Consider the following 21,816-nt stretch of genomic DNA (forward strand, 5'->3'; position numbering starts at 1 on the left):
AGAAAGCACAAAAGCCGCCCCATGGGGCGGCTCCTGCAGACACGGCAACAAAAAGACGATCAGCGCTTCGAGAACTGCTTCGCGCGGCGCGCCTTGCGCAGACCGACCTTCTTACGTTCGACTTCACGAGCATCGCGAGTTACGAAGCCTGCTGCACGCAGATCACCCTTGAGCTCGGCGTTGTAGTCAACCAAGGCACGGGTGATGCCGTGGCGCACAGCACCAGCCTGACCCGACTCGCCACCGCCGGTGACATTCACCATGATGTCGAAACGGCCTTCGTTGCCGGTGAGGATCAGCGGCTGGCGCACGATCATGCGACCGGTTTCACGCGAGAAAAACTCGTCGACCGGCTTGCCATTCACGACGATGTTGCCGGTACCCGGCTTGATGAACACACGAGCGACCGCGGTCTTGCGGCGGCCGGTACCGTAGTTGTAAGTCACAGCCATTGTCGGCTCCTTCAGATCTCGAGAACTTGCGGCTGCTGAGCGGTATGCGGATGCGACGGCCCCGCATAGCACTTCAGCTTCTTCAGCATGGCGTAGCCCAGCGGGCCCTTCGGCAGCATGCCCTTCACCGCCTTTTCGAGCACACGCTCGGGGAAGCGCTGCTGGAGCTTGGTGAAGTTGGTTTCGTAGATACCGCCCGGGTAACCCGAGTGACGGTAGTACTTCTTGTCCTGCGCTTTGTTACCGGTCACGCGCAGCTTGTCGACGTTGACAACGACGATGAAGTCGCCGGTATCGACGTGCGGGGTGTAGATAGCCTTGTGCTTGCCACGGAGGCGACGGGCGACTTCGGCGGCGAGACGGCCAAGCACCTTATCCGTGCCGTCGACAACGAACCAGTCGCGCTTGACCTCGTGCGGCTTGGCGGAAAACGTCTTCATGTGAATCCTCGATCTTTGTCGGGCCCTTGGATTTGGCCGTCAAACGGAAAGCTCGCAATCCTAATGCGAACATGGCCCGCGTGTCAATCTCAACTTGCAGATTGACGCGAGCACAACAAGCAAAAAAAACGCAGTCCGCTAGGACTGCGTTAAATCCACACCAAAGGAGGAGGGTGGAGGAGACACCATTTGGATCGGCGCGTCGTCTTCGATGCCGCGTCAGCGATCCGACTGAGGCGAATTATGGCGAGACGAACCCCCTCGCGCAAGCAGTTTTTGTGCATTGCACTACAATTGTTTTGATTGTTCAATAGAGTATCCTTATCGAAAAGCAGTATATTGTTTTATATCAAATTTTCACCCCATCCCGGCCTAGTCAAAGCGCTCGAACCTCTAGCCCATGATTCCAGTGCGGTCTATTTTTGTGCACCGCATGAATACGGTGCCGTACTGGCCACTGGCACGCCCCTGCTCTCCCCGCACCACTCATATCCAAATCACTGACGGAACAGGGAACCCCGCTGAGGACCAAGCTCACCGCGCAAGCCTGCGGCACTGCGATAAAATCGCGGCCCAACTACCGCCAGACAGGACACATCGGGCGCACAGCCCCAGGAGCAAAATCGAATGGAATGCACGATCAAATGGCTTGACGGGATGAGCTTCGTCGCCGAGACCGGAACAGGGCACATGGTGACGATGGACGGCGCCCCTGAGGCGGGAGGCCGCAATCTCGCTCCTCGACCGATGGAGCTCATGCTCGCGGGCGCAGGCGGCTGCACGGCCTTCGACGTCGTGCTGATCCTCAAGCGTGGGCGGCACGACGTGCGCGGCTGCACCGTGCGCCTCGAGGCCGAACGCGCAGACACCGACCCCAAGGTATTCACCCGCATCCGCTTCATCTATACCGTGAGCGGGCGCAAGCTCAAGCGCGAAAGCGTCGAACGCGCAATCCACCTTTCCGCAGAGAAGTACTGCTCAGCCTCGATCATGCTCGGCAAGACTGCCGAGATCAGTCACGAACTGGAACTCGTCGAGGCCGACTGACCGCCATGGAGTGGACGCTCACCACGCGTCCACAGTGGACTCAAACGCGATAGGTCACGGTGGTCATCAGCCTGGCCGCGAACTTCATCGCCCCCTTCACCGGCGCGGGAAGTTCATGTGCGCCCAGCCGCACGGCCATGTCCGCATGCTCGGCTTCGTCGACTTTCATCTGCTCCACGATCGCACGCGAACGCGCATCGTCAGCCGGCAGCGTCTCCAGATGCCCCTTGAGATGGCGCTCCACCTGGCGCTCGGTCTCGGCCAGAAAACCGAGGTTCCAGCGATCGCCGAAACGCCCGGCAAGCAGACCAAGGGCGAGCGCCCCGCCGTACCACACCGGATTGAGCAGACTCTTGCGCCCGCCCAACTCTGCAATACGGCGCTCGGTCCAGGCCAGGTGCTCGGTCTCTTCCTGCGAAGCCTGACGCAAGGTGTCGCGGATCGCCGGATCACGCGACATCATGGCCTGCCCTTGATAGAGAGCCTGCGCACAGATCTCGCCAACATGATTGATGCGCATGAGGGCTGCGGCGTGCCGACGCTCGGCGTCGTCAAGCATTGCATCCGGCACTCCCTCACCAGGCACGGGACGCACGCTGCGTGCCGGTGCGAGCACGGTACGCAAAGCCTTGTCGAACTCGATGATGGCACGATCAAGCATTATCTGACTCCGAAGGGCTGAATCACGTCGCGCCGCTGTTGCAGCAGCTGCAAGGCATGCTGCCGACTACGGGGCGCGGCCGGGCCATCGCACAGGTAATCCTGCGCCAGGGCAGCGCGAGGGCGGTTGTACGTGTTATCGGAGATCGGCTGCCAGGTATCGTTCCTCGCCGGCACCCAAGACCCATCCGCGCGGCCTGTGGCGTACAGGCGACGCTCACCGGTCGCGCAGCGGATCCCCTCGAAAGTCACGTTCTGCGCCCCACCGGGCGTGCGTACGACCAGCGTGAAGCGCACTACGCCGTCATCACCAACAGCGAGACTGGCCTCGTCGACGAAAAAAGCATTGGGCGTGGCCGCACTGACGTAGAACGCCCTGAGGCGCGACTCCTCGACGGGCGGAGGCATCACCACCTCGCTCTCTTTCCAGTTCGGGTCGGCGTCAAAAAGCAGGCCTGCAGAAACACCCCCCGAAAAGCAACCCAGGGCAAGCAGGCCCGCAGGGGCGATACGACGGAGAATCGAGTTCAAACGTGCAATCTCCACATTGGGACCAAGCAGCCTGCCCCGCATGCAAGCCGGCAGGCGCCACACCCCTTAGGCTTCCCGCAGGCGACGCCTGCATTCAACATCTATGCGCCCGGCCCACCCAAGCCTTGAGGCCCCAACTCTGCCGGCTCTGCAAGGCCCGGCAGACGGTAGGGCTCGGGCAGTTCGAATGCGCGCGAGCGATGGAGAATGCGAGCGAGCTCGATGAGCGCCATCTGGTAGACCTGACGCTTGAATTCGATCACCGCATCGAGCGGCACCCAGTAGTCACTCCAGCGCCAGGCATCGAATTCCGGATGAGAGCTCGCGCGCAGGCACACGTCGGAATCCCGCCCCACCAAACGCAACAGAAACCAGATCTGCTTCTGTCCACGATAGGTGTTGCGCCATTCACGCCGTATCCAGTGCTTCGGCACCTCATAGCGCAGCCAGCCGCGCGTGCGGCCGAGGATCTTGACGTGCTCCGGGCGCAACCCGACTTCCTCGAACAACTCCCGATACATGGCCTGCTCCGGCGACTCGCCGTGCTTGATGCCACCTTGCGGAAACTGCCAGGAATGTTCGCGAATGCGCTTGCCCCAGAACACCTCGTTGCGCGAATTGACCAGAATGATGCCGACGTTCGGGCGAAAGCCTTCACGGTCAAGCATGTCGAACCTTCAAATTCGGTTTATTGACGGCAATTTTTTCACACTTGCGCCCCGTTTGAAAGCGCACCATGTCCGTGCATCACCTACGCTGAACGACGAGCGCGCGATCGTCATGCACGCCATGCGCTAGAATCGCGCGCTCGACAACGCCTTCTACGCAAAAGACCCTCATGCGCGCCAGCCAGTTCCACCTGTTCACCCTCAAGGAAGCCCCGTCGGACGCCGAAGTCGTCAGCCAGAAGCTGATGCTGCGCGCCGGCATGATCCGCAAGGTCGCCGCCGGCATCTACAGTTACATGCCGATGGGCCTGCGTGCCATCCGCAAGGTCGAGACCATCATCCGCGAGGAGATGGACCGCGCCGGCGCCATGGAGCTGACCATGCCGATGGTGCAGCCCGCCGAACTGTGGAACGAGACCGGGCGCTGGGACAAGATGGGCGACGAGCTGCTGCGCTTCAAGGACCGCCACGAACGCGATTTCGCGCTGCAGCCCACCTCCGAGGAGGTCGTCACCGACATCGCGCGCCAGGAGCTGAAGAGCTACCGCCAGCTGCCGAAGAACTTCTACCAGATCCAGACCAAGTTCCGCGACGAGCGCCGGCCGCGCTTCGGCGTCATGCGCGGGCGCGAATTCACCATGAAGGACGCCTACTCCTTCGACCGCAGCGAGGAAGCCGCCGGGCGCAGCTACGACATCATGTTCGCCGCCTACAAGCGCATCTTCGACCGCATCGGCCTGGAATACCGGGCGGTGGCCGCCGACACCGGCGCTATCGGCGGCGATCGTTCGCACGAGTTCCAGGTCATCGCCGACACCGGCGAGGACGCCATCGTCTATTGCCCGGACTCCGACTACGCCGCCAACATCGAGCTCGCCGAAGCAGTGTCCTTGATCGCGCGCCGTGCCGAACCTGCCAAGGCGCTGGAGAAGACCCCCACACCCGGCAAGGCCACCTGCGAGGACGTTGCCGAACTGCTCAAGGTGCCGCTGGCCACCACGGTGAAGTCGCTGGTGCTGGCGACCGACGACATCGACGACAAGGGCAAGCCGGCCGGCGTCACCGTGTGGCTGCTGCTGGTGCGCGGCGACCACGCGCTCAACGAGGTCAAGGCCGGCAAGCTTCCGGGCCTCAAGTCCGGCTTCCGCTTCGCCACCGAGGCCGAGATCCTCGAGCACTTCGGCTGCAAGCCGGGCTACCTCGGCCCCATCGGGCTGAAGAAGCCGGTCAAGGTCATCGCCGACCGTACCGTCGCCCACATGGCCGACTTCATCTGCGGTGCCAACGACGCCGACTTCCACTTCACCGGTGTCAACTGGGGCCGCGATCTGCCCGAGCCCGACCTGGTGGCCGACATCCGCAACGTGATCGAGGGCGACCCCAGCCCCGACGGCGGCGGCGTGCTTGCCATCCAGCGCGGCATCGAGGTCGGCCACGTGTTCTATCTCGGCACCAAGTACTCCAAGGCGATGAACGCCACCTTCCTCGACGAGGACGGCAAGCCCAAGCACTTCGAGATGGGCTGCTACGGCATCGGCGTCACCCGCATCCTGGGCGCCGCGATCGAGCAGAACCACGACGCTCGCGGCATCATCTGGCCGCGCGCGATCGCCCCCTTCGAAGTCGTCATCTGCCCCGTCGGCTGGGGCAAGTCGCAGGCGGTGCGCGACGAGGCCCAGAAGCTCTACGACGCGCTCGTCGCCACCGGTGTCGACGCCATCCTCGATGACCGCGACGAGCGTCCCGGCGTGATGTTCGCCGACTGGGAGCTCATCGGCGTGCCGCACCGCGTCACCATCGGCGACCGCGGGCTCAAGGAAGGCGTGGTCGAATACCAGGGCCGGCGCGATGCCGACGCCGCCAAGCTGGCGGTCGGCGAGGTGCTCGGCCACGTGCTCGACCGCCTCAAGCAGGGTTGAGCCTCCGGGAGCCCGCAATGCGCCGCCTGCCCACCCCGCTCCGCCAGCTTGCCGCCGCGTGCCTGCTCGCGCTCGCAGCGGGCGGCGCGCAGGCCGGCGCACAACAGTACGAGCCCATGGCGGCCAGTGTCCGCGCTGCGCTGCACGCCGCGGTGAGCGACGCTGCCGCCCCCATGCTGCCGATTCCGGACGCCGGCGAACGCGCACAGTGGCTCGCCGAGATGTCGCGCCGGCTGGCCAGGCGGATCCCGGACGAGGTCTACCGCACGGAACTCCTCACCAGCATCCACTACGAGGCGACCCGCGCCGGGCTCGACCCCCAGCTGGTGCTCGGCCTGATCCAGGTCGAAAGCGCCTTCCGCAAGTACGCGATCTCCTCGGCGGGCGCACGCGGCTACATGCAGGTGATGCCGTTCTGGATCAAGGTCATCGGCCGCGAGGACGACAACCTCTTCCACATGCGCACCAACCTGCGCTATGGCTGCACCATCCTGCGCCACTACCTCGACATCGAGAAGGGCGACCTGTTCCGCGCGCTGGGCCGCTACAACGGCAGCCTGGGCAAGGCGCAGTATCCCAACCTGGTACGCGCGGCGTGGGAACAGCACTGGAGCTGGAACCCGCAACAACTCGCTGCCGCCGGACAGGATACGGGTACGCCAGCAGTGCGCTGAGCCCCGGACCGGCCGGGGCCTGCCGGCGTCAACCAGCGGCGGCCAAGGGCCGCATATCGGCCGTGCGTTCCACTGCGCGCAGCCCGTCCTTCGCACCCGCAACCAGCGACTGCACGTCGCCCGAGATCTCGCCCCCTTCTTCAATGAGGATCTTGCCGTAGCGGATCTTGCCACTGACACGTCCGGTCGAGTGAATCAGCAATTGCACGCGCGCGGTCAGCTCTCCTTCGAAGTGCCCATGGATCTCGGCAATGTCGATACCAACCGTGCCCTTGTAGGCGCCCGCCTCGGCAATGCGAAGCACGCGGCTGTCCATGGTGGCCTCGACACGCCCCTCGACGACGAGCGTATCGCAATCAAGGATCTCGGCCCCCTTCAGCTTGACGTCGGGGCCGACGATCAAGCGGCTCTCGCCGCTGCGCTCCGTCGGCACTGCCGTCGCCGCCTCGACCGCGTTACCTTGAGCTGCCGAGACCGCCTCGCTTGCGGCGACATCGGCAGCCGCTGGCGTCGCCGGCATCTCCGGGCTCACTGGCCGTGCGCTGACCGCACCACCAAGAGGACGCGGGCTGCGGGCTGCAGGCATCTCGGCTGTCTTGTGAAACAGATTGGGCTTGTTGAACATGCTGACTCCTTGAGGTTGATGCAGTCCTTGTGCTGCCATCGTCAGCCATGAGCATGGAACGTGCCGGGCTCCTCGCCACAGGCACTTTCCGCAGGCAGTTCAATAACCTGCAGCTCATTCCCGAGCCCATTCCCAACCCAGGGCAGCTGCGCTGGCGTCGCTGCAGCCCGACACGATGCCCTCCTGCCAGCGCCATCCCCCTGATCGCGCAACGAATCTCCCTGTCGCTTGCAGGCGACAACCGACAGGCCTTCCTGCGCCGGACGTTACTTCACCTTGCATTTGCGTCCGCGCCGCCCTCGGCTGACTGACCTACACTCCCGCGTTTGCCGACGGCATCTTCCCCTTCAGCCTCCCGGGACCGCCTGCCCATGTTCCGCCCTTCGTTTCGCAGCACCATGCTCACCGCCTTCCTACTGATCGCGGGCGTGCTGGCTGCCGCGGCAGTGAGCGGATGGCTCAGTCTGGAGGCGCTTGCGCGCTCGATCCACGACGGCAAGCGCAACGCCCTGGCGCTCACCGCCGCCTCACGCGTACTCGGCGAGCGCTCAGTGGACCTGGAACGCAGCGCCCGCCAGTACCTCGTGCTGGGCGAACCTGCCTTGCGGCAGCGCTTCGACGACGCCCTCAGTGAAGCGCACCTTGCTCTGGACACGCTCGAGGCCAGTGCGCAAGGGCTTGCTGCGCCAGTCGGCGAATGGCGTGCCCTGGCAGCCGCCATCGAACGAGGCCTCGAAACCACCCCCGACGGGAGCGGCGCTCAAGCCGCAGCGGACTTCAGCGCCGACTTCCTCGCCCTGAGCCAGGTGAGCGAGGCTGTAGAGCGCACCATCCAGGCGCGTCTTGCGCGTGAGAGCGAGGACCTCCTGGCAGAGCTCGAGTACCGCCGGCACCTGCTCGCCCAGCACATTCTCGCGGCGGTCGCACTTGCGGGCGTACTCGCGGCGCTCACATCATGGTGGCTGCTGCGTCCACTCGCGCGTATGGAACGCGCCATCGCCGCACTCGGCGACAACCATCTCGAATCGCCCATCCGCATCGGCGGACCCGCCGACTTGCGCCAACTCGGCGAGCACCTGGACTGGCTGCGCCAGCGGCTGGCCGAACTCGAAGCCAACCGAAATCGGGTTCTGCGCCACGTCTCGCACGAGCTCAAGACCCCACTCGCGTCCCTACGCGAAGGGGTCGCCCTACTCAGCGACGGCATCCTCGGTCGACTCAACGCCGAACAGCGCGAAGTTGCCGGCATCCTGGACAGCAGTGCACGCGCACTGCAGGAGCGCATCGAACAGCTCCTGCACTACAACGCCACCCAGTTCGATGCGCGCCGCCTGGACCGCAAGCCAACTGCCCTGCTGCCGCTGCTGTCCGAGGTCGTAAGCGAGCATCAGCTCCTCATCCAGGCGCACAAGCTGGAGGTTCGGATCGAAGGTGACGCGCCGATCCTTTCGGCCGACGTCAGCAAGCTGCGCATCGCCTTGTCGAACCTCATCGCCAACGCAATCCGCTTCAGTCCCGAGCACGGCCGCATCCGCATCGATGTCCAGGTCCAGGAGCCTCAAGTCATCATCGACTGCCGCGACGACGGACCGGGCGTCGCCGAAGAGGAACTTGAGCGGATCTTCGAACCCTTCTTCCGCGGCAGCCGCAGCAGCACCGCAAGCACCAAGGGCAGCGGCATCGGGCTGGCCATCGTGCGCGAGTTCGTCGCCGCGCATGGCGGGTACGCCAGGGCCCTGCCGAGTCCGCAGGGCGCACACTTCCAGCTGGAGCTCCCCCATGCATGATGCACACCCGCACCGACACCCGACTGCGCGCCTACGGCACGCACTCTCACTCGTCCTCGCATGCATTGCCCTTGCTGCCTGCACGAACCTTCCGGGCCGGGACGCACCGCACGCAACAACGGTCACTGAGGAGGCGCCCCCATCCGAGCAGGCAGCCATGAATCGGCTGCACGCAGCAGTACAGGCCAGCCAGCCCGACCGCGCGCGGCTCAATGAAGCACGCCGCCAGCTCGAGCACCTGCTGGAGGACGACAGCACCGAGGCGCGCGCCCATCACCCCTTTGCACGCGCTCTGCTCACCCAGATCCGCGAACGCCAACGCCAGGCCGCCCAGCTCGAACGCCTGGAGCGCGAAATCGAAACGCACAAGGGCGAGCTCGCCACGAGCCGCAGGCACGCGGCCGAGTTGCAGCGCAAACTCGATGCCCTGACTGCAATAGAGCGCACGCTGCCTGCGCCCTCGAGCGTTCCACCCTACGGTCAGAATGGCCTCGCTCCGCGATGAGCGCCAGGGCGACAGCTCCGATCCCTGCCGCCGCACGCCTGCTGCTCATCGATGACGACACCGATCTGCTGCGCCTGCTGTCGATGCGGCTCAAGGCCAACGGCTATCGGGTAAGCACGGCATGCAGCATCGCCTCGGCGCACGCGCGCCTGGCCATGGAGACCTTCGACCTCGTCCTCAGCGACGTCCGCCTGCCCGACGGCGACGGCCTCACGCTGTTCGAAGACATCCGGCGCCACCACCCCGCGCTGCCGGTGATCATGATCACCGCACACGGAAGCATCCCGGACGCGGTGGACGCGACGACACGCGGCGTCGCCGACTATCTGACCAAACCGTTCGACGGCCAGGCCCTGCTCGACCGCATTGCCAAAGCGCTCGGAAACGCCTCCTCGACAAGCATTGCCGAAGGGGACCGGGCCGACTGGTGCAAGGCCATCATCAGCCGCAGCAGCCGCATGCGCGCGCTGCTCGCCGAGGCGAGACTGGTCGCGGCTTCCGACGCCAGCGTCCTGATCCTGGGTGAGAGCGGCACCGGCAAGGAACTCCTCGCACGCGCAATCCACAACGCCAGCGCGCGCGCGCAAGGCCCCTTCGTAGCGATCAACTGCGGGGCAATCCCGGACCAACTGCTCGAATCCGAGCTTTTCGGGCATGTACGCGGGGCGTTTACCGGAGCCACCTCAACCCACGCCGGCCTGATCCAGGCGGCAGACGGCGGCACCCTGTTCCTCGACGAAATCGGCGACATGCCGCCCGCACTGCAGATCAAGCTGCTGCGTGTCCTGCAGGAGCGCGCAGTACGGCCGGTCGGCAGCACGCAGGCGAGTCCGGTAAACCTTCGCATCCTGTCGGCCACGCACCGCAATCTGGAAGACGCGCTGGGCAACGGCCAGTTTCGCGAGGACCTCTACTACCGGATCAATGTCGTCAGCCTAGACCTTCCGCCGCTTGCCGAGCGTCGCGAGGACATCCCGCTGCTCGCCGAGCATTTCCTGCGCACACTGGCCAGGCGCTATGGCAAGGACGTGAATGGATTCGCCGCCGACGCGCTCGAGACACTGGCCATCAGCCAATGGCCGGGCAATGTGCGCCAGCTCCACAACGTGGTCGAGCAGGTCTGTGCCCTCAGCACCACGCCCCTGGTCCCGCGCAGCCTCGTCGAGCGCGCGTTGCGCGCACAACCGATCGAAGCCTTGAGCTATGCCGAGGCCAAACAGCGCTTCGAGCGAAACTACCTGATACAGCTTTTGAAACTTACCGCGGGTAACGTCACCGATGCTGCACGCTTGGCAGATCGCAACCGCACCGAGTTCTACCGGCTGCTGCAGCGCCATGGGCTCAGGCCGGAGCCGTTCCGCGCCGAGAACCAGCCAGACGAAGAACAAACCCGCTGCCCTTCAAGGAGACCCGCATGAGCATGCGTCAGACCGTAACCACCATCCTCGCCACCACCGCACTGGCCTGGTCGGTGCATAGCCCCGTGATCGCGGCAGGCCCGCAGGCGGCAGCGCCACAAGTCACCGCCAATAGCTGCGCCGACGACAAGAAGGCCGGCGCCGACGGCAGCACGCCGCAGAAGCCGACCTCGACCTGAACGCTCCAACCGTGGGCGGCCCGCTTCAGGCCGTGCCGCCCACGGTAAGACCGTCGATCCGCAGCGTCGGCTGACCGACGCCCACCGGCACGCTCTGGCCATCCTTGCCGCAGGTGCCGACGCCCGGGTCGAGCATCATGTCGTTACCGATCATCTTGACCTTGGTCAGCGCATCCGGACCGTTGCCGATCAGAGTCGCCCCCTTGACCGGGCGCGTCACCTTGCCGTTCTCGATCAGGTAGGCTTCGGCGGTCGAGAACACGAACTTGCCCGAGGTGATGTCCACCTGGCCGCCGCCAAAGTTTGCGGCATACAGCCCCTTCTTCACCGATCGGATGATCTCTTCGGGGTCCTTGTCGCCATTGAGCATGTAGGTGTTGGTCATGCGCGGCAAGGGCAGATGGGCGAAGGACTCGCGCCTGCCGTTGCCGGTCAGCGGCATGCCCATCAGGCGCGCATTCATCATGTCCTGCATGTAGCCGGTAAGAATGCCGTCCTCGATGAGCACCGTGCGTTCGGTCGGGTTGCCCTCGTCATCGATCGACAGCGAACCGCGCCGGTCCTGCAGCGTGCCGTCATCGACCACGGTAACGCCTTTCGCCGCCACCTGCTGGCCGATCCGCCCCGAGAAGGCCGAGCTACCCTTGCGGTTGAAGTCCCCCTCCAGACCGTGGCCGATGGCCTCGTGCAACAGGATGCCCGGCCAGCCCGGCCCCAGCACCACCGGCATGGTGCCGGCCGGTGCCGGGTCGGCGCCAAGGTTGACGCGGGCCTGATGCACCGCCGCGCGCGCATAGTCGTGCAGGCGATCGTCGCAGAAATAACCGTAATCGTAACGGCCGCCGCCGCCGCCGCTACCCTGCTCGCGGCGACCGTCCTCCTCCATGATGACGGTGATCGACACCCGCACCAGCGGCCGAACGTCCGCAGCCATATGACCATCGCTGCGCGCCACCATCACTACCTCCCACGAGCCGGCAACATGGGCCATGACCTGGGTGACGCGGGGATCCTCCGCACGAGCAAAGCGCTCGAGGCGTTCGAGCAGGCGCACCTTGGCGGTGTCGTCCAGCGAGTCGAGCGGGTCGTCAGCGCGGTAAAGGCGGCGCTTGAGCTTGTGCGCACGCATATCCACCTTGCGCCGCTCGCCTGCGGCGGCGATGGCACGGGTAGCCGTGGCAGCGCCGACCAGGGCATCAAGCGAAATGTCGTCGGAATAGGCGAACGCTGTCTTCTCGCCGCTGATCGCGCGCACACCCACGCCCTGCTCGATGTCGAAACTGCCCGACTTGACGATACCCTCTTCCAGACTCCAGGCCTCCGAGCGCTGATACTGGAAGTACAGGTCGGCAAAGTCGATATCGTGGCGCATCAGCTTGCGGAAGGTCTTCTCGAGCTCGGCCTCGCCCAAGCCATACGGCGAGAGCAGGTAACGGTCGGCGACCTTGAGTGGATTCTGGGACTTGCTCATTGGAATTCCTTGCAGGTGTCGCCAGCGTTGACCGGCCCCACACCAAAACGATCTTCGGGATTAAAGGAGTGCATGCTCAGCCCAGGCGGCGGTGACGCAGCGCAGGCAGGCTCTCGCGCACCGCAGCGATGCGCGCAGGATCCAGTTCGGAGACAACGACCCCTTCGCCGACCTCGCGACAGGCGAGCACCTCGCCCCAGGGGTCAATGATCATGCTGTGCCCCCAGGTGACGCGCCCGTTGGGGTGGCGACCGCCCTGGGCCGGCGCCATGACGTAGCACTGGTTCTCGATCGCGCGCGCGCGCAACAGAACCTCCCAGTGCGCTCTCCCCGTCGTGTACGTGAAGGCGGCAGGCAGGACGATCAGGTCAAGCTCGCCCATGGCACGAAAAAGCTCGGGGAAGCGCAGGTCGTAGCACACCGACAAGGCCGTGCGTCCGGCTGGAGAGTCGAAGCAGCACGGCGTGCTGCCCGGCTCGATGGTGGCAGCCTCGTCGTAGCGCTCCTCGGCACGCTGAAAGCCGAACAGATGAATCTTGTCATAGCGCGCGGCAAGCCGGCCCTGGGCATCGAACACCAGGGTGCTGTTGCGTACCTTGTCCTGTACCTCGGCCTGCAGCGGGATCGTGCCGCCGACCAGCCAGACCCCATGGCGACGCGCGGCATCGGCCAGAAAGGACTGCAACGGCCCCTCACCCTCGGCTTCACGGATGCGCACCTTGGCCATCTCGTCGCTGCTGATGAGCGGAAAATACTCGGGCAGGGCGACCAGACACGCACCCTCCGCCGCGGCCTCGGCAATCAACGCATCCACGGCCTTCAGGTTGGCGTCGACATCGGGGCCCGACACGGTCTGCACGGCGGCGATGCGGACGGGCGCCTCAGGCAGGGCGGCTTCGACAGATTCGGCAGGCTTGGTAATGGTCATATAGCGTACTCGAGGACAAGTCGCAGGGCTGGCAGGATCCCCATTCACGTCATTGAGCGGGCGGCAACTCGACGTTGCCACGCTTGGCAACCTGTGGGTCTACCCAACTGCCTGTAACGGCATACTCGAACGCGAACAGCTTCTCGATCGGGTCGCTGAGCACCTTCTGGGCGAGATAGGTGACAACCCCCACAGCCGGATTGAGCAAGCCCGCCGCCGCACCGATGGCGATCGACTCGGACAGCGTCGGCTGTACGATCACGCGCAAGTCCTGGGTCTCGGCAACGAGGTCGGTCGTACCGCTCATCCGCACCCGCGCCGCCGGCCCGCGGATCTCGAGGTCGTCGGTGCGCATCACCCCCGCGGTCACGTCGATGCTACCGGAAATGCGATCGAAGGCGAATCCTTCCGAGAACACGTCGCGAAAATCGAGTGTAATGCGCCGCGGCAAGGATTGCAGGCTGAGAATGCCGAGCAAGCGCCCGACTCCAGGCTCGAGCTTGTTGAATTGGCCGGCCCCGGCCTCAAGCTGCAGACGACCGGCCAGCGACGCGTAGTCGATCGCGGTCGGCGCGCCCTGCCAGCCAAGCTCGCCGCTCAGCGCTGCCTGACCACCGCGTACGACGTCAGGGTAGCCGATACGACGCGAGAAGCGTCCGACGTCGGCGGTATCGAAACTGAACTCCATGCGCGTGCGCTGGCGCCCTGCAGCCAGCCACTGCCCGCTCCCGGACAACCGCCCATCATCATTGGCGATCGCGAAGCGGTCCAGCTCCCATAGACCGCCACGGTTGCGGGCAAGAACCTCGAGGCGACCGAGATCCATCCCACGCAGCTCGAAGCGCTCAGCCACCACATCCAGGGCAGGCAAACGGCGGGGGGGTGTATCCCCGATCCGGGCCTCTGCAGCCTCGGTGCCACTGGCACGGCTCTGCGCATCCGCCGCACCAATGCGCAAGAAGCGCAGCCGCGCTGCCAGAGCACCACTGCCCGCACTGCGCCAGTCAAGCTCGCCGGCAGCGAGATCGCTGTCGATGCGCGCCTTCCAGCCCCCCTGGTCGGGCACTGCACGCAGGTCCACCGCGCGCAGACGATGACCGAAGGCAGTAAGCTCATCGGCCGCAAGCGCGACGGCGGCCAGTGGCAAGGCCGCCAGGCCATCACCACCACGCTCGGCCACGGCATCGTTCCCGTCATCGTCACCGGCTTCGAGCACACGCCGCCATGCATCCAGATCGAGGCCATCGAGCACGCCCGCGACCGCCACCCCGGAGGACGATCGCGGCACCGCATCAGCCGTCGCACGGCCCAGCGCGACCCCACCGCTCAGGCTCGTCCACTGCCCGTCGGAGCGCTGGAGCTCGGCGCGCACCAGCCCGCCGAGCCCGAGCACGAGCTCACTGTGCGCCTGCCCGGCCGGGTAGCTGACCGCCAGCTTCAGCGGCCAGCTCTCGCTGGCAGGCTTGTTCACCGGCGGCGGCAAGCTGGAAGCTACCCCCAACAGATCGGAGCTCACTTCCAGACGCGTACCGTCCTTGCCGACCAGGACGCTGGTCGACCACGCCGCCGTTCCCGACAGGCCATCGAGCAGGGGAATGTCGTAGGCTGCCCTGAGCGCCGCTGCGTCAGCCTTGCCTGCTGCCTCGAAGCGCACGCTGCCGTCGGTGGCGGTCCGCGCACTCAGGCGTAGCGGATGCCCGAACAACTGCGCGCGCGCCTCGGGAATGGCGAGGCTGTCAGCGGTGAAGCGCACACGCCCGGCCGCGCGTTCGAGCGCCGGCAGGCCCTCGACCAGCGCAATGCGGTTGGCCGCAAAGCGGTACTCGCCCTCCACCGTGGTATCGATCACGCTACGCAACGGCATCACCAGCTTGAGTTCAAGCTCTCCCTTCCCCTCTGCGCGCATGCCGTCGGTGAAACCTCCGATGCGCCGCGACACCGGGCTGGCGGACACGAAGCGCAGGAAATCGGCCGTCGCGCCCCGCGCCTGACCGGTGATGGTCATGAGTTCGGTGGGACGCTGGTCCAGGTCCGGCACGTCGGCCACCACCCCCGCCAAGTCGACGCCGAGGACACGCCCGCGGTCGGCAAGGATGCGCATGCCAGGCCCTTCGAAGCGCACCTCGCCATGAATGCCCTCGATCGACGGCCAGCCAGGTGCATAGTCGAGCAGGGCATCTTCCACCCGAACGCTGACCAGGAAGGTGCCATCACCATCCCGGAAGGGGAAGTCGGCCAGCCGGCCGCGCAGGCGCAGGCGCGCCTCGGGCACCACGGCGGCGCGGATGGCGGTGCGCACCCAGTCATGAGTGTGGCGATTGACCACGCGCGGCAGGTAGCGCCACACCGCCGTGCCCTCGGCACGGCTGAGCCTGGCCTGGAGGTCGATCTCGCCCGCCCCCTCGCGGCCCGGCCAGTACCGCCCGGACGCCGTACCAGCGGCGTCGATGTTGTCGAACTCTGCACCATCGAGTGCGATTTCAAGCCCTCTCTCGCGACGCAGCCAGCTCCCCTCGGCGCGCAAGCGGTCAAACGCCAGGCGGCCCGACTCGAACACATCCGGCAGGTCCAGGTGCGCCGTACGCGCATCGATCCGGTAACGGCCTCCGCGCTGGTCGCCGTCGATCGTGCCCGACACCCCGCCCAGGCCCGGCAAGCCATCGCGCGCGAGCAGGCCGAGCTCGGCAAAGCGCGCCCTCACGCGCCACGCCTGGGGTGCCGAGGCGTCGCCGTCCCAGCTCAGGCTGAGATCGTCGACACGGCCATGGGGAGCCAACCCCGCGAGGCGCGCACGCACGCCCTCATCGACCGGGAGGTAAGCCACAAGCCCTGCCAGTGCGGCGAGATCGAGGTGGCTCGCCGTCACGCTGCCGCCAGCTTGCGCGCCATCGGGCGCCTTTCGCAGCTGCACATCGAAGTCGGTTGGCGCCACGGCAAGGCCCGCCACCGTGCGCAGCGCGAGCTGCTGCCCGCTCAAGCGCAGCAGGCCCAGCTTGCGCTGAAGTGACAGGCGGCCGTCGAGATGGCTCACCGCAAGCTCCGGCAGGCCAGGCGCAAGTGTCGCCACGACGCCATCGAGCACGACGTCTGCGGTCATGTCGAGCGCACCACCGGCCGAGGCCTCGAACCAGGCCCGCACCCCTCCATGCCCGGCAAGCGGAAGCGGGTAATCGATCCAGGCCGTCCATGCACCGAGGTCGGCGCGCTCGAGCTCCATGTACATGCGCGCCTCGAGCTCACCGGCCTGCGCCGCCCCAGGCAGCTCGAGCCGGTCGAGTTCTCCGCGCACGACCAGGGTCGAGGCGAGCGCCTGTTGCGGCCGTGCCTGCAGGGCGAAACGGGCTGGCGAGGCGCGCTGATCAAGGCGGAACTCGAGCTGATCGAGCTCCAGCGCAGGCGCGCCTCGGACCTTGTCGGTCCAGCGCAGTCGCGAATCGTGGATGACGATCTGGCGCTGAGCGAGCAACCACTCGAGCCCCTTGCCCTCCTCGCCCCCGCTCGTGTCCGCCACCAGGCCGGCGACCAGGATCGTTCCATCGGCCTCGCGCCTCACATCGAGCTCGGCCGCGGCGATATCGAGGCGATGGAAGTGGGGCTGCAAACGCAACAGCGAGGACCATGCCAGGGTGGCATCTACCTTTGGCAGCACCAACGCCGGACGCCCATCGGCATCTGCGATGCGAAGGTTCTCGATCAGCAGCCTCGGCCGCCATCCGGCCCAGCGCCCCTCGACGGCCGCAATCGACACCTCGACTCCGAGGCTGGCCGTCACTGCCGCCGCGATGTCGTCGCGGAAATCGCCCACTGCGGGCATCAGCACATGGCGCACCACCAACACCGCCCCGGCGCCCAACAGCCAGGCCAGCATGATCAGCTTGAGACACCACGCGACGAGGCGGCGCCAGCCGGAAGCCGGGGCACGCGGCGTGGGCGGCAAATCGGAACTGCCGGGGGTCAGGGCATCGCTCATGAAAAGGGGTGTTGGCCTGCCGGGCGATAGCCGGCATGGATAGAATGTGTGTCTGCCGCCCCTCGCCTCAGGGCCGACCCAGCGCGCATTTTACCAACGAACACTGCGCCCGCAGCGGAGCTTCGCCATGTTTGCCTCGTCACCCGCCCCCGCGAACGAATACGAAACCGCCGTCGTCGAGGCGCGCAGGTACTCGCGCTATCTCAGCCGCATGCTCGACAGCCAGCCCTGGCTCGCCCCCGCGCTGGCGGCAAGCCTGGGCCAGCCACTCAGGGCCGAGGACATGCAGCGCTTCATCGCCGAGCGCGAAACGGCGTTCAGCGACGCCGAAAGCGCGCTCGGACCGACGCTGCGCCGACTGCGCAGCTGGGTGATGTGCAATCTCATCGTCCGCGACTTGCGCCTGGGCGCTCCCCTTGCCGAGGTCACCGAGACGATGACCGTGCTCGCCGAGGTCGCCGTGCGCCATGCCCACGACGTGTTGCGGGCAGCCCTGGTGCAGCGCTACGGACAGCCGCTGTCGCCTACCGGCTGGGAGCAGGAGCTGCTCGTCATCGGCATGGGCAAGCTGGGAGGGCGGGAGCTCAACGTGTCCTCCGACATCGACCTCATCTTCCTGTACCCCGAGGACGGCGACACCGGCGGTGCCAAGGTGATCAGCAACTTCGAGTTCTTCGAGCGCCTCGGCAAGCAGCTGATCAAGGCACTCGCCGAGGTGACCGAGCACGGCCAGGTCTTCCGTGTCGACATGCGCCTGCGTCCGAACGGCGATTCGGGCCCGCTGGTGGGCAGCCTCGACATGCTGGAGAACTACTTCATCACCCAGGGGCGCGAATGGGAGCGTTACGCCTGGATCAAGGCCCGCGTCATGCTCGGTGAGCGCTGGACCGAGCTCGAGAAGCTCTCCCGCCCCTTCGTGTTCCGCAAGTACCTCGACTTCGGCGCCATCAACGCCATGCGCGACCTGCATGCGCAGATCCGCCGCGAGGTCGCGCGCCGCGACCGCGCGCACAACGTCAAGCTCGGCCCGGGCGGAATCCGCGAGATCGAGTTCATCGCCCAGGTCTTCCAGCTCATCCGCGGCGGCCGCGACAGCGCGCTGCAGGTCCGCCCGACGCAGAAGGTGCTCGCCCTGCTCGCCGAACGCGGCATCCTTGCGACTACCGCGGTGGAGGAACTCGGCGCCGCCTACGTCTTCCTGCGGCGCCTCGAGCACCGCCTGCAGTACCTCGACGACGCACAGACCCACGACCTGCCGCAGAGCGCAGCCGACCAGCAGCTGATCGCCGAGGCCATGGGCTTCGGCAGCCATGCCGAGCTCATGACGGCGCTGGACACACACCGTCGCATCGTCAGCCAGCACTTCGACAGTGTGTTCGGCGACCCCTCGGACGAAGACCACAGCCTGGACGCAACCTGGCAGGGCGCCGAGGATATCGAGACCGTCACCCCGGTGCTTGGCGAACTCGGCTACCGGCACCCGCGCAGCGGCGCCGAGCGCCTTGCATCGATCCATGCCAGCCCACGCTACCGGCAACTGCCCAACAACATCAAGGGCCGCTTCGATGCGCTCATTCCCCGCGTCATCGAAGCCGCAGCCTCCACACCGGGCCCCGACGACACGCTGGCGCGCTGCCTCGACCTGATGGAGGCGATCGGCCGCCGCGGCGCCTATCTGGCGTTGCTGCAGCAATACCCTCAGGCCTTGCGCCGTGTCGCCGACCTGATGAGCGCCTCGCGCTGGGGCGCACAGTTCCTGACCCGGCACCCGATCCTGCTCGACGAGATGCTCGACGCCCGCAACCTCGACACCGCCCCCGACTGGAAAGCCTTCCGCGCCGCGCTCGGCAGCGAACTCGAGGCCCTCGAACCCGACATGGAGCGCCAGATGGACGTGATGCGCGAACAGCACCACGCCCAGGTATTCCGCCTGCTGACGCAGGACATCGCCGGCCTGCTCACGGTGGAGAAGCTCGCCGACCACCTCTCCGAACTGGCGGACATCATGCTGGACCTGACCCTGCCGCTGTGCTGGCGACGGATCAAGATCCGCCACCGCGACACGCCACGCTTCGCCGTGATCAGCTACGGCAAGCTCGGCGGCAAGGAGCTTGGCTACGCCTCGGACCTCGACATCGTGTTCCTCTACGACGACGAAGCCCCCGAGGCGGCGGAGATGTACACCCGGCTCGCGCAACGCACCAACACCTGGCTGTCGAGCCAGACCGCCGCCGGCCAGCTCTTCGACACCGACCTGCGCCTGCGCCCGAACGGCGAGTCGGGAATGATCGCGACCTCGCTGGAGGCCTTCCGCAAGTACCAGCTCGAATCGGCCTGGGTGTGGGAGCACCAGGCCCTTACCCGAGCGCGCTTCTCGGCCGGCGATCGAGCACTCGGCGAGGCCTTCGAGCGCATCCGCTGCGATGTGCTGCGCTTGCCCCGCGACCTCGGCACGCTGCGCGCCGAGGTGCTCGGAATGCGCCACAAGATGCGGGACGCACACTCGGGCAAGAGCGAGCTGTTCGACCTCAAGCACGACCGCGGCGGACTCATCGACGTCGAGTTCCTGATCCAGTATCTCGTGCTCGGCCACGCCCACCGCCACCCCGAACTCACCGGCAACCTCGGCAACATCGCATTGCTGCGCATCGCCGGCGAACTCGGTCTGATCCCGCCCCCCCTCGCCGCCGCCTGCGCCGACAGCTACCGTGAATTGCGCCGCCTGCAGCACCGCCAGCGCCTCAACGACCGGCCCTCGCGCATCCACCCCGAAGAGGCCGAGACCGCGCGCGAACCCGTACAGGCGCTGTGGCGACACATCTTCGACGAGTGAGGCGAACCCCCTGACCCGGCGCGGCACATGGAGATGAGAGATGAAATATTTCATGTCATGAAAGCAAGCATGACGCACCGCGTCATGGCGACTAGAATCGGCCGGATATCACTTCTCGCCCCGCCAAGGGACTGCACTCGATGAACCAGGAAATCGAACTCAAGCTGACGCTGCCCAAACGGGCACTCGCAGCCCTTCGCCGCCACCCGCTGGTGAGTGAATGCGACAAGCTGGGCAATGCCGTCACCCTCGACAACACCTATTTCGACACCCCCGAACTAAGCCTCAAATCGCGTCGTGTGGCGGTCCGCATCCGGCGCCAGGGGCGACAGCTGCTGCAGACGGTGAAGTGCGCGGCAGTTTCCAGCGGCGGCCTGTCGCAGCGCCCCGAGTGGGAACAAGCCTATTCCGGCGCATTCGATTTTTCTGCGGTCGATGCCCCCGAGGCCGCAAAGCTGCTGCACCGCCACGGCGAAGCCCTGGTGCCCGTATTCACCACCCGCTTCCGCCGCGAGACCCGGCGCTATGCCCCGCGCCCGGGGCTGAGCATCCTGCTCATGATCGACACCGGCGATGTGCTGCTGAGCACTGCCGACGGTGAGCAACGCAGCACCCCTATCTGCGAACTGGAACTCGAGCTCGAGGAGGGGCGCGCCCAGGACTTGCTCGAGCTGGCGTGCACGCTCGCGCAGGATATTCCCCTCATGCCTTCGGACATTTCCAAGGCCGAACGCGGCTACAGGCTGTTCCTCGGCGCCCCGATTGACGTGGTGCGTTCCGAACCCTCGCCGATCAGGCCCGGACAGAACGTGGTCGAAGCCTTCCGCTGCCTTGCCCAGTCCTGCGTACGCCAGTGGCAGGCCAACGCCGCCGCTGCACTGGCGCACCCGGACACGGACAGCATCCACCCTGACTTCATCCACCAGCTGCGCGTCTCGCAGCGCCGCCTGCGCGCGCTGCTCAAGTCTTTCGCGCCGGCGCTGCCCACGGATTTCGTAGGCGAGTGGAACGCACGCCTGCGCGACAATGCCAGCCGCTTCGGCGATGCCCGCGACCTCGACGTGTTCTGCACCGAACTGCTCGACGCCGTCAGCGCCGAAGGTCTGGCCGATGCCGCTGCGCTCGCAGCCTTGCTGGACAAGGCTCATCGCACCCGCGACGAGGCACGCAGCAAGGCGTCCCACAGCCTCGACATGGCCACACAGGGACGCCTGCTGCTCGAGTTCAGCGCCGCGCTGATGCGCCTGCCCACCAACAGCCTTGCCATCGCAGCGGACCTGCGCACCTTCGCCCGGCTGCGCCTGGACCGCCTGCGCAAGCGCGCACGGCGCCAGTTCGAGGCGGCGTCGGCCCTTGTCCCGGAGCGTCTGCACGCGCTGCGCATCGGCTTCAAGCAGTTGCGCTATGGGGTCGAGTTCTTCGGCCCGCTGTTCCAGGCCAAGACGATGGGGCGTTACCTCGAAGGCATGGTTCGGGCGCAAAGCACACTCGGCTTCCTGCAAGACGTCGACACCGCACATCAGCGCCTGCGTCTGTGGGCAGAGGAAACCCCGGCCACGGCCAGCGGCGCGGCCTTCGTACTGGGCTGGCACGCATCCCGTTACGCGCGCCTGCGCCGACGGGTGCTGCAGGACTGCGAGCCCCTGCTGTGGGGCAAGAAACCATGGTGAACGACACCTGCCCGGCGCGATGCCGCGCGCAACGGCATG

Annotated in this window: 18 protein-coding genes; 9 read left to right on the top strand and 9 right to left on the bottom strand. The window is 66.4% G+C overall.

What is annotated here, in order from left to right; translation table 11 throughout:
* Window positions 1–59: 59 nt before the first annotated feature.
* Together rpsI and rplM are read right to left on the bottom strand one after the other, a co-directional pair.
* Window positions 60–452 carry a 30S ribosomal protein S9 gene (gene rpsI / locus B447_RS07375; protein ID WP_002924528.1) on the bottom strand — a complete coding sequence of 131 codons (393 nt, stop codon included), beginning with the start codon at window positions 450–452 and terminating at the stop codon, window positions 60–62.
* 11 nt (window positions 453–463) lie between these two features.
* Window positions 464–892, bottom strand: a complete 429-nt coding sequence (gene rplM, locus B447_RS07380) for a 50S ribosomal protein L13 (RefSeq protein WP_002924531.1) — start codon at window positions 890–892, stop codon at window positions 464–466.
* A 627-nt stretch (window positions 893–1,519) separates the two neighbouring features.
* Here rplM and B447_RS07385 point away from each other — a divergent pair.
* On the top strand, window positions 1,520–1,939 hold the full coding sequence (locus B447_RS07385; protein ID WP_002924535.1) for an OsmC family protein: 420 nt from the start codon (window positions 1,520–1,522) through the stop codon (window positions 1,937–1,939).
* 40 nt (window positions 1,940–1,979) lie between these two features.
* Here the strand turns inward: B447_RS07385 and coq7 are convergent, their stop codons facing one another.
* The 3 genes from coq7 to B447_RS07400 all read right to left on the bottom strand — a co-directional run bounded on the left by coq7 (window position 1,980) and on the right by B447_RS07400 (window position 3,798).
* Entirely contained in the window at window positions 1,980–2,600 is a 621-nt protein-coding gene (coq7, locus tag B447_RS07390; protein ID WP_002938253.1) for a 2-polyprenyl-3-methyl-6-methoxy-1,4-benzoquinone monooxygenase, read from the bottom strand.
* Window positions 2,600–3,130, bottom strand: a complete 531-nt coding sequence (locus tag B447_RS07395) for a CNP1-like family protein (protein WP_002938254.1) — start codon at window positions 3,128–3,130, stop codon at window positions 2,600–2,602. The genes coq7 and B447_RS07395 overlap by 1 nt, the downstream gene beginning before the upstream one ends.
* A 101-nt stretch (window positions 3,131–3,231) precedes the next feature.
* Window positions 3,232–3,798 carry an RNA pyrophosphohydrolase gene (locus B447_RS07400; protein WP_002938255.1) on the bottom strand — a complete coding sequence of 189 codons (567 nt, stop codon included), beginning with the start codon at window positions 3,796–3,798 and terminating at the stop codon, window positions 3,232–3,234.
* 170 nt (window positions 3,799–3,968) lie between these two features.
* Here B447_RS07400 and B447_RS07405 point away from each other — a divergent pair, with 170 nt between their 5' ends.
* Together B447_RS07405 and B447_RS07410 are read left to right on the top strand one after the other, a co-directional pair.
* Complete coding sequence (locus tag B447_RS07405) at window positions 3,969–5,717, top strand: proline--tRNA ligase (protein ID WP_002938258.1); 1,749 nt, start codon at window positions 3,969–3,971, stop codon at window positions 5,715–5,717.
* A gap of 17 nt (window positions 5,718–5,734) precedes the next feature.
* A complete protein-coding gene (locus B447_RS07410) occupies window positions 5,735–6,391 on the top strand; it encodes a lytic transglycosylase domain-containing protein (protein ID WP_002938261.1) in 657 nt (218 codons plus the stop codon).
* Between the two features lie 28 nt (window positions 6,392–6,419).
* On the opposite strand, the gene B447_RS07415 is transcribed toward B447_RS07410, so the two are convergent.
* Complete coding sequence (locus B447_RS07415; protein ID WP_002938264.1) at window positions 6,420–7,016, bottom strand: bactofilin family protein; 597 nt, start codon at window positions 7,014–7,016, stop codon at window positions 6,420–6,422.
* A 371-nt stretch (window positions 7,017–7,387) separates the two neighbouring features.
* On the opposite strand from B447_RS07415, the gene B447_RS07420 reads away from it, so the two are divergent.
* From B447_RS07420 to B447_RS07435, 4 genes are all read left to right on the top strand, one after another.
* On the top strand, window positions 7,388–8,803 hold the full coding sequence (locus B447_RS07420) for a sensor histidine kinase (protein WP_002938267.1): 1,416 nt from the start codon (window positions 7,388–7,390) through the stop codon (window positions 8,801–8,803).
* A gap of 157 nt (window positions 8,804–8,960) precedes the next feature.
* The gene (locus B447_RS07425; protein ID WP_002938272.1) at window positions 8,961–9,308 is read left to right on the top strand and encodes a hypothetical protein; all 348 of its coding nucleotides are present in this window, start codon (window positions 8,961–8,963) and stop codon (window positions 9,306–9,308) included.
* The gene (locus B447_RS07430; protein ID WP_002938275.1) at window positions 9,305–10,726 is read left to right on the top strand and encodes a sigma 54-interacting transcriptional regulator; all 1,422 of its coding nucleotides are present in this window, start codon (window positions 9,305–9,307) and stop codon (window positions 10,724–10,726) included. Before B447_RS07425 ends, B447_RS07430 begins: the two co-directional genes overlap by 4 nt.
* Complete coding sequence (locus tag B447_RS07435) at window positions 10,723–10,905, top strand: hypothetical protein (protein ID WP_002924553.1); 183 nt, start codon at window positions 10,723–10,725, stop codon at window positions 10,903–10,905. Before B447_RS07430 ends, B447_RS07435 begins: the two co-directional genes overlap by 4 nt.
* 25 nt (window positions 10,906–10,930) lie before the next feature.
* Here the strand turns inward: B447_RS07435 and tldD are convergent, their stop codons facing one another.
* From tldD to B447_RS07450, 3 genes are all read right to left on the bottom strand, one after another.
* The gene (gene tldD / locus B447_RS07440) at window positions 10,931–12,376 is read right to left on the bottom strand and encodes a metalloprotease TldD (RefSeq protein WP_002924560.1); all 1,446 of its coding nucleotides are present in this window, start codon (window positions 12,374–12,376) and stop codon (window positions 10,931–10,933) included.
* Between the two features lie 76 nt (window positions 12,377–12,452).
* Window positions 12,453–13,304 carry a carbon-nitrogen hydrolase family protein gene (locus tag B447_RS07445; RefSeq protein WP_002938278.1) on the bottom strand — a complete coding sequence of 284 codons (852 nt, stop codon included), beginning with the start codon at window positions 13,302–13,304 and terminating at the stop codon, window positions 12,453–12,455.
* Between the two features lie 49 nt (window positions 13,305–13,353).
* Window positions 13,354–17,274: a YhdP family protein gene (locus B447_RS07450; protein WP_002938279.1), complete on the bottom strand. Its 3,921-nt coding sequence runs from the start codon at window positions 17,272–17,274 to the stop codon at window positions 13,354–13,356.
* Window positions 17,275–17,401: 127 nt separating this feature from the next.
* Between B447_RS07450 and glnE the strand changes: the two genes are divergently transcribed.
* Together glnE and B447_RS07460 are read left to right on the top strand one after the other, a co-directional pair.
* The gene (glnE, locus tag B447_RS07455; RefSeq protein WP_002938281.1) at window positions 17,402–20,107 is read left to right on the top strand and encodes a bifunctional [glutamate--ammonia ligase]-adenylyl-L-tyrosine phosphorylase/[glutamate--ammonia-ligase] adenylyltransferase; all 2,706 of its coding nucleotides are present in this window, start codon (window positions 17,402–17,404) and stop codon (window positions 20,105–20,107) included.
* A gap of 140 nt (window positions 20,108–20,247) precedes the next feature.
* Window positions 20,248–21,777, top strand: a complete 1,530-nt coding sequence (locus B447_RS07460; RefSeq protein WP_002938284.1) for a CYTH and CHAD domain-containing protein — start codon at window positions 20,248–20,250, stop codon at window positions 21,775–21,777.
* The last annotated feature ends 39 nt before the right edge of the window (window positions 21,778–21,816 follow it).

This window comes from Thauera sp. 27, from assembly GCF_000310125.2.
Lineage (GTDB): Bacteria > Pseudomonadota > Gammaproteobacteria > Burkholderiales > Rhodocyclaceae > Thauera > Thauera mechernichensis.

Excerpts from the sequence above, each read along its gene's own strand:
- rpsI (WP_002924528.1), bottom strand. The coding sequence starts at position 452 with ATGGCTGTGACTTACAACTACGGTACCGGCCGCCGCAAGACCGCGGTC.
- rplM (WP_002924531.1), bottom strand. The coding sequence starts at position 892 with ATGAAGACGTTTTCCGCCAAGCCGCACGAGGTCAAGCGCGACTGGTTC.
- B447_RS07385 (WP_002924535.1), top strand. The coding sequence starts at position 1,520 with ATGGAATGCACGATCAAATGGCTTGACGGGATGAGCTTCGTCGCCGAG.
- coq7 (WP_002938253.1), bottom strand. The coding sequence starts at position 2,600 with ATGCTTGATCGTGCCATCATCGAGTTCGACAAGGCTTTGCGTACCGTG.
- B447_RS07400 (WP_002938255.1), bottom strand. The coding sequence starts at position 3,798 with ATGCTTGACCGTGAAGGCTTTCGCCCGAACGTCGGCATCATTCTGGTC.
- B447_RS07405 (WP_002938258.1), top strand. The coding sequence starts at position 3,969 with ATGCGCGCCAGCCAGTTCCACCTGTTCACCCTCAAGGAAGCCCCGTCG.
- B447_RS07410 (WP_002938261.1), top strand. The coding sequence starts at position 5,735 with ATGCGCCGCCTGCCCACCCCGCTCCGCCAGCTTGCCGCCGCGTGCCTG.
- B447_RS07415 (WP_002938264.1), bottom strand. The coding sequence starts at position 7,016 with ATGTTCAACAAGCCCAATCTGTTTCACAAGACAGCCGAGATGCCTGCA.
- B447_RS07420 (WP_002938267.1), top strand. The coding sequence starts at position 7,388 with ATGTTCCGCCCTTCGTTTCGCAGCACCATGCTCACCGCCTTCCTACTG.
- B447_RS07425 (WP_002938272.1), top strand. The coding sequence starts at position 8,961 with ATGAATCGGCTGCACGCAGCAGTACAGGCCAGCCAGCCCGACCGCGCG.
- B447_RS07430 (WP_002938275.1), top strand. The coding sequence starts at position 9,305 with ATGAGCGCCAGGGCGACAGCTCCGATCCCTGCCGCCGCACGCCTGCTG.
- B447_RS07435 (WP_002924553.1), top strand. The coding sequence starts at position 10,723 with ATGAGCATGCGTCAGACCGTAACCACCATCCTCGCCACCACCGCACTG.
- tldD (WP_002924560.1), bottom strand. The coding sequence starts at position 12,376 with ATGAGCAAGTCCCAGAATCCACTCAAGGTCGCCGACCGTTACCTGCTC.
- B447_RS07445 (WP_002938278.1), bottom strand. The coding sequence starts at position 13,304 with ATGACCATTACCAAGCCTGCCGAATCTGTCGAAGCCGCCCTGCCTGAG.
- B447_RS07450 (WP_002938279.1), bottom strand. The coding sequence starts at position 17,274 with ATGAGCGATGCCCTGACCCCCGGCAGTTCCGATTTGCCGCCCACGCCG.
- glnE (WP_002938281.1), top strand. The coding sequence starts at position 17,402 with ATGTTTGCCTCGTCACCCGCCCCCGCGAACGAATACGAAACCGCCGTC.
- B447_RS07460 (WP_002938284.1), top strand. The coding sequence starts at position 20,248 with ATGAACCAGGAAATCGAACTCAAGCTGACGCTGCCCAAACGGGCACTC.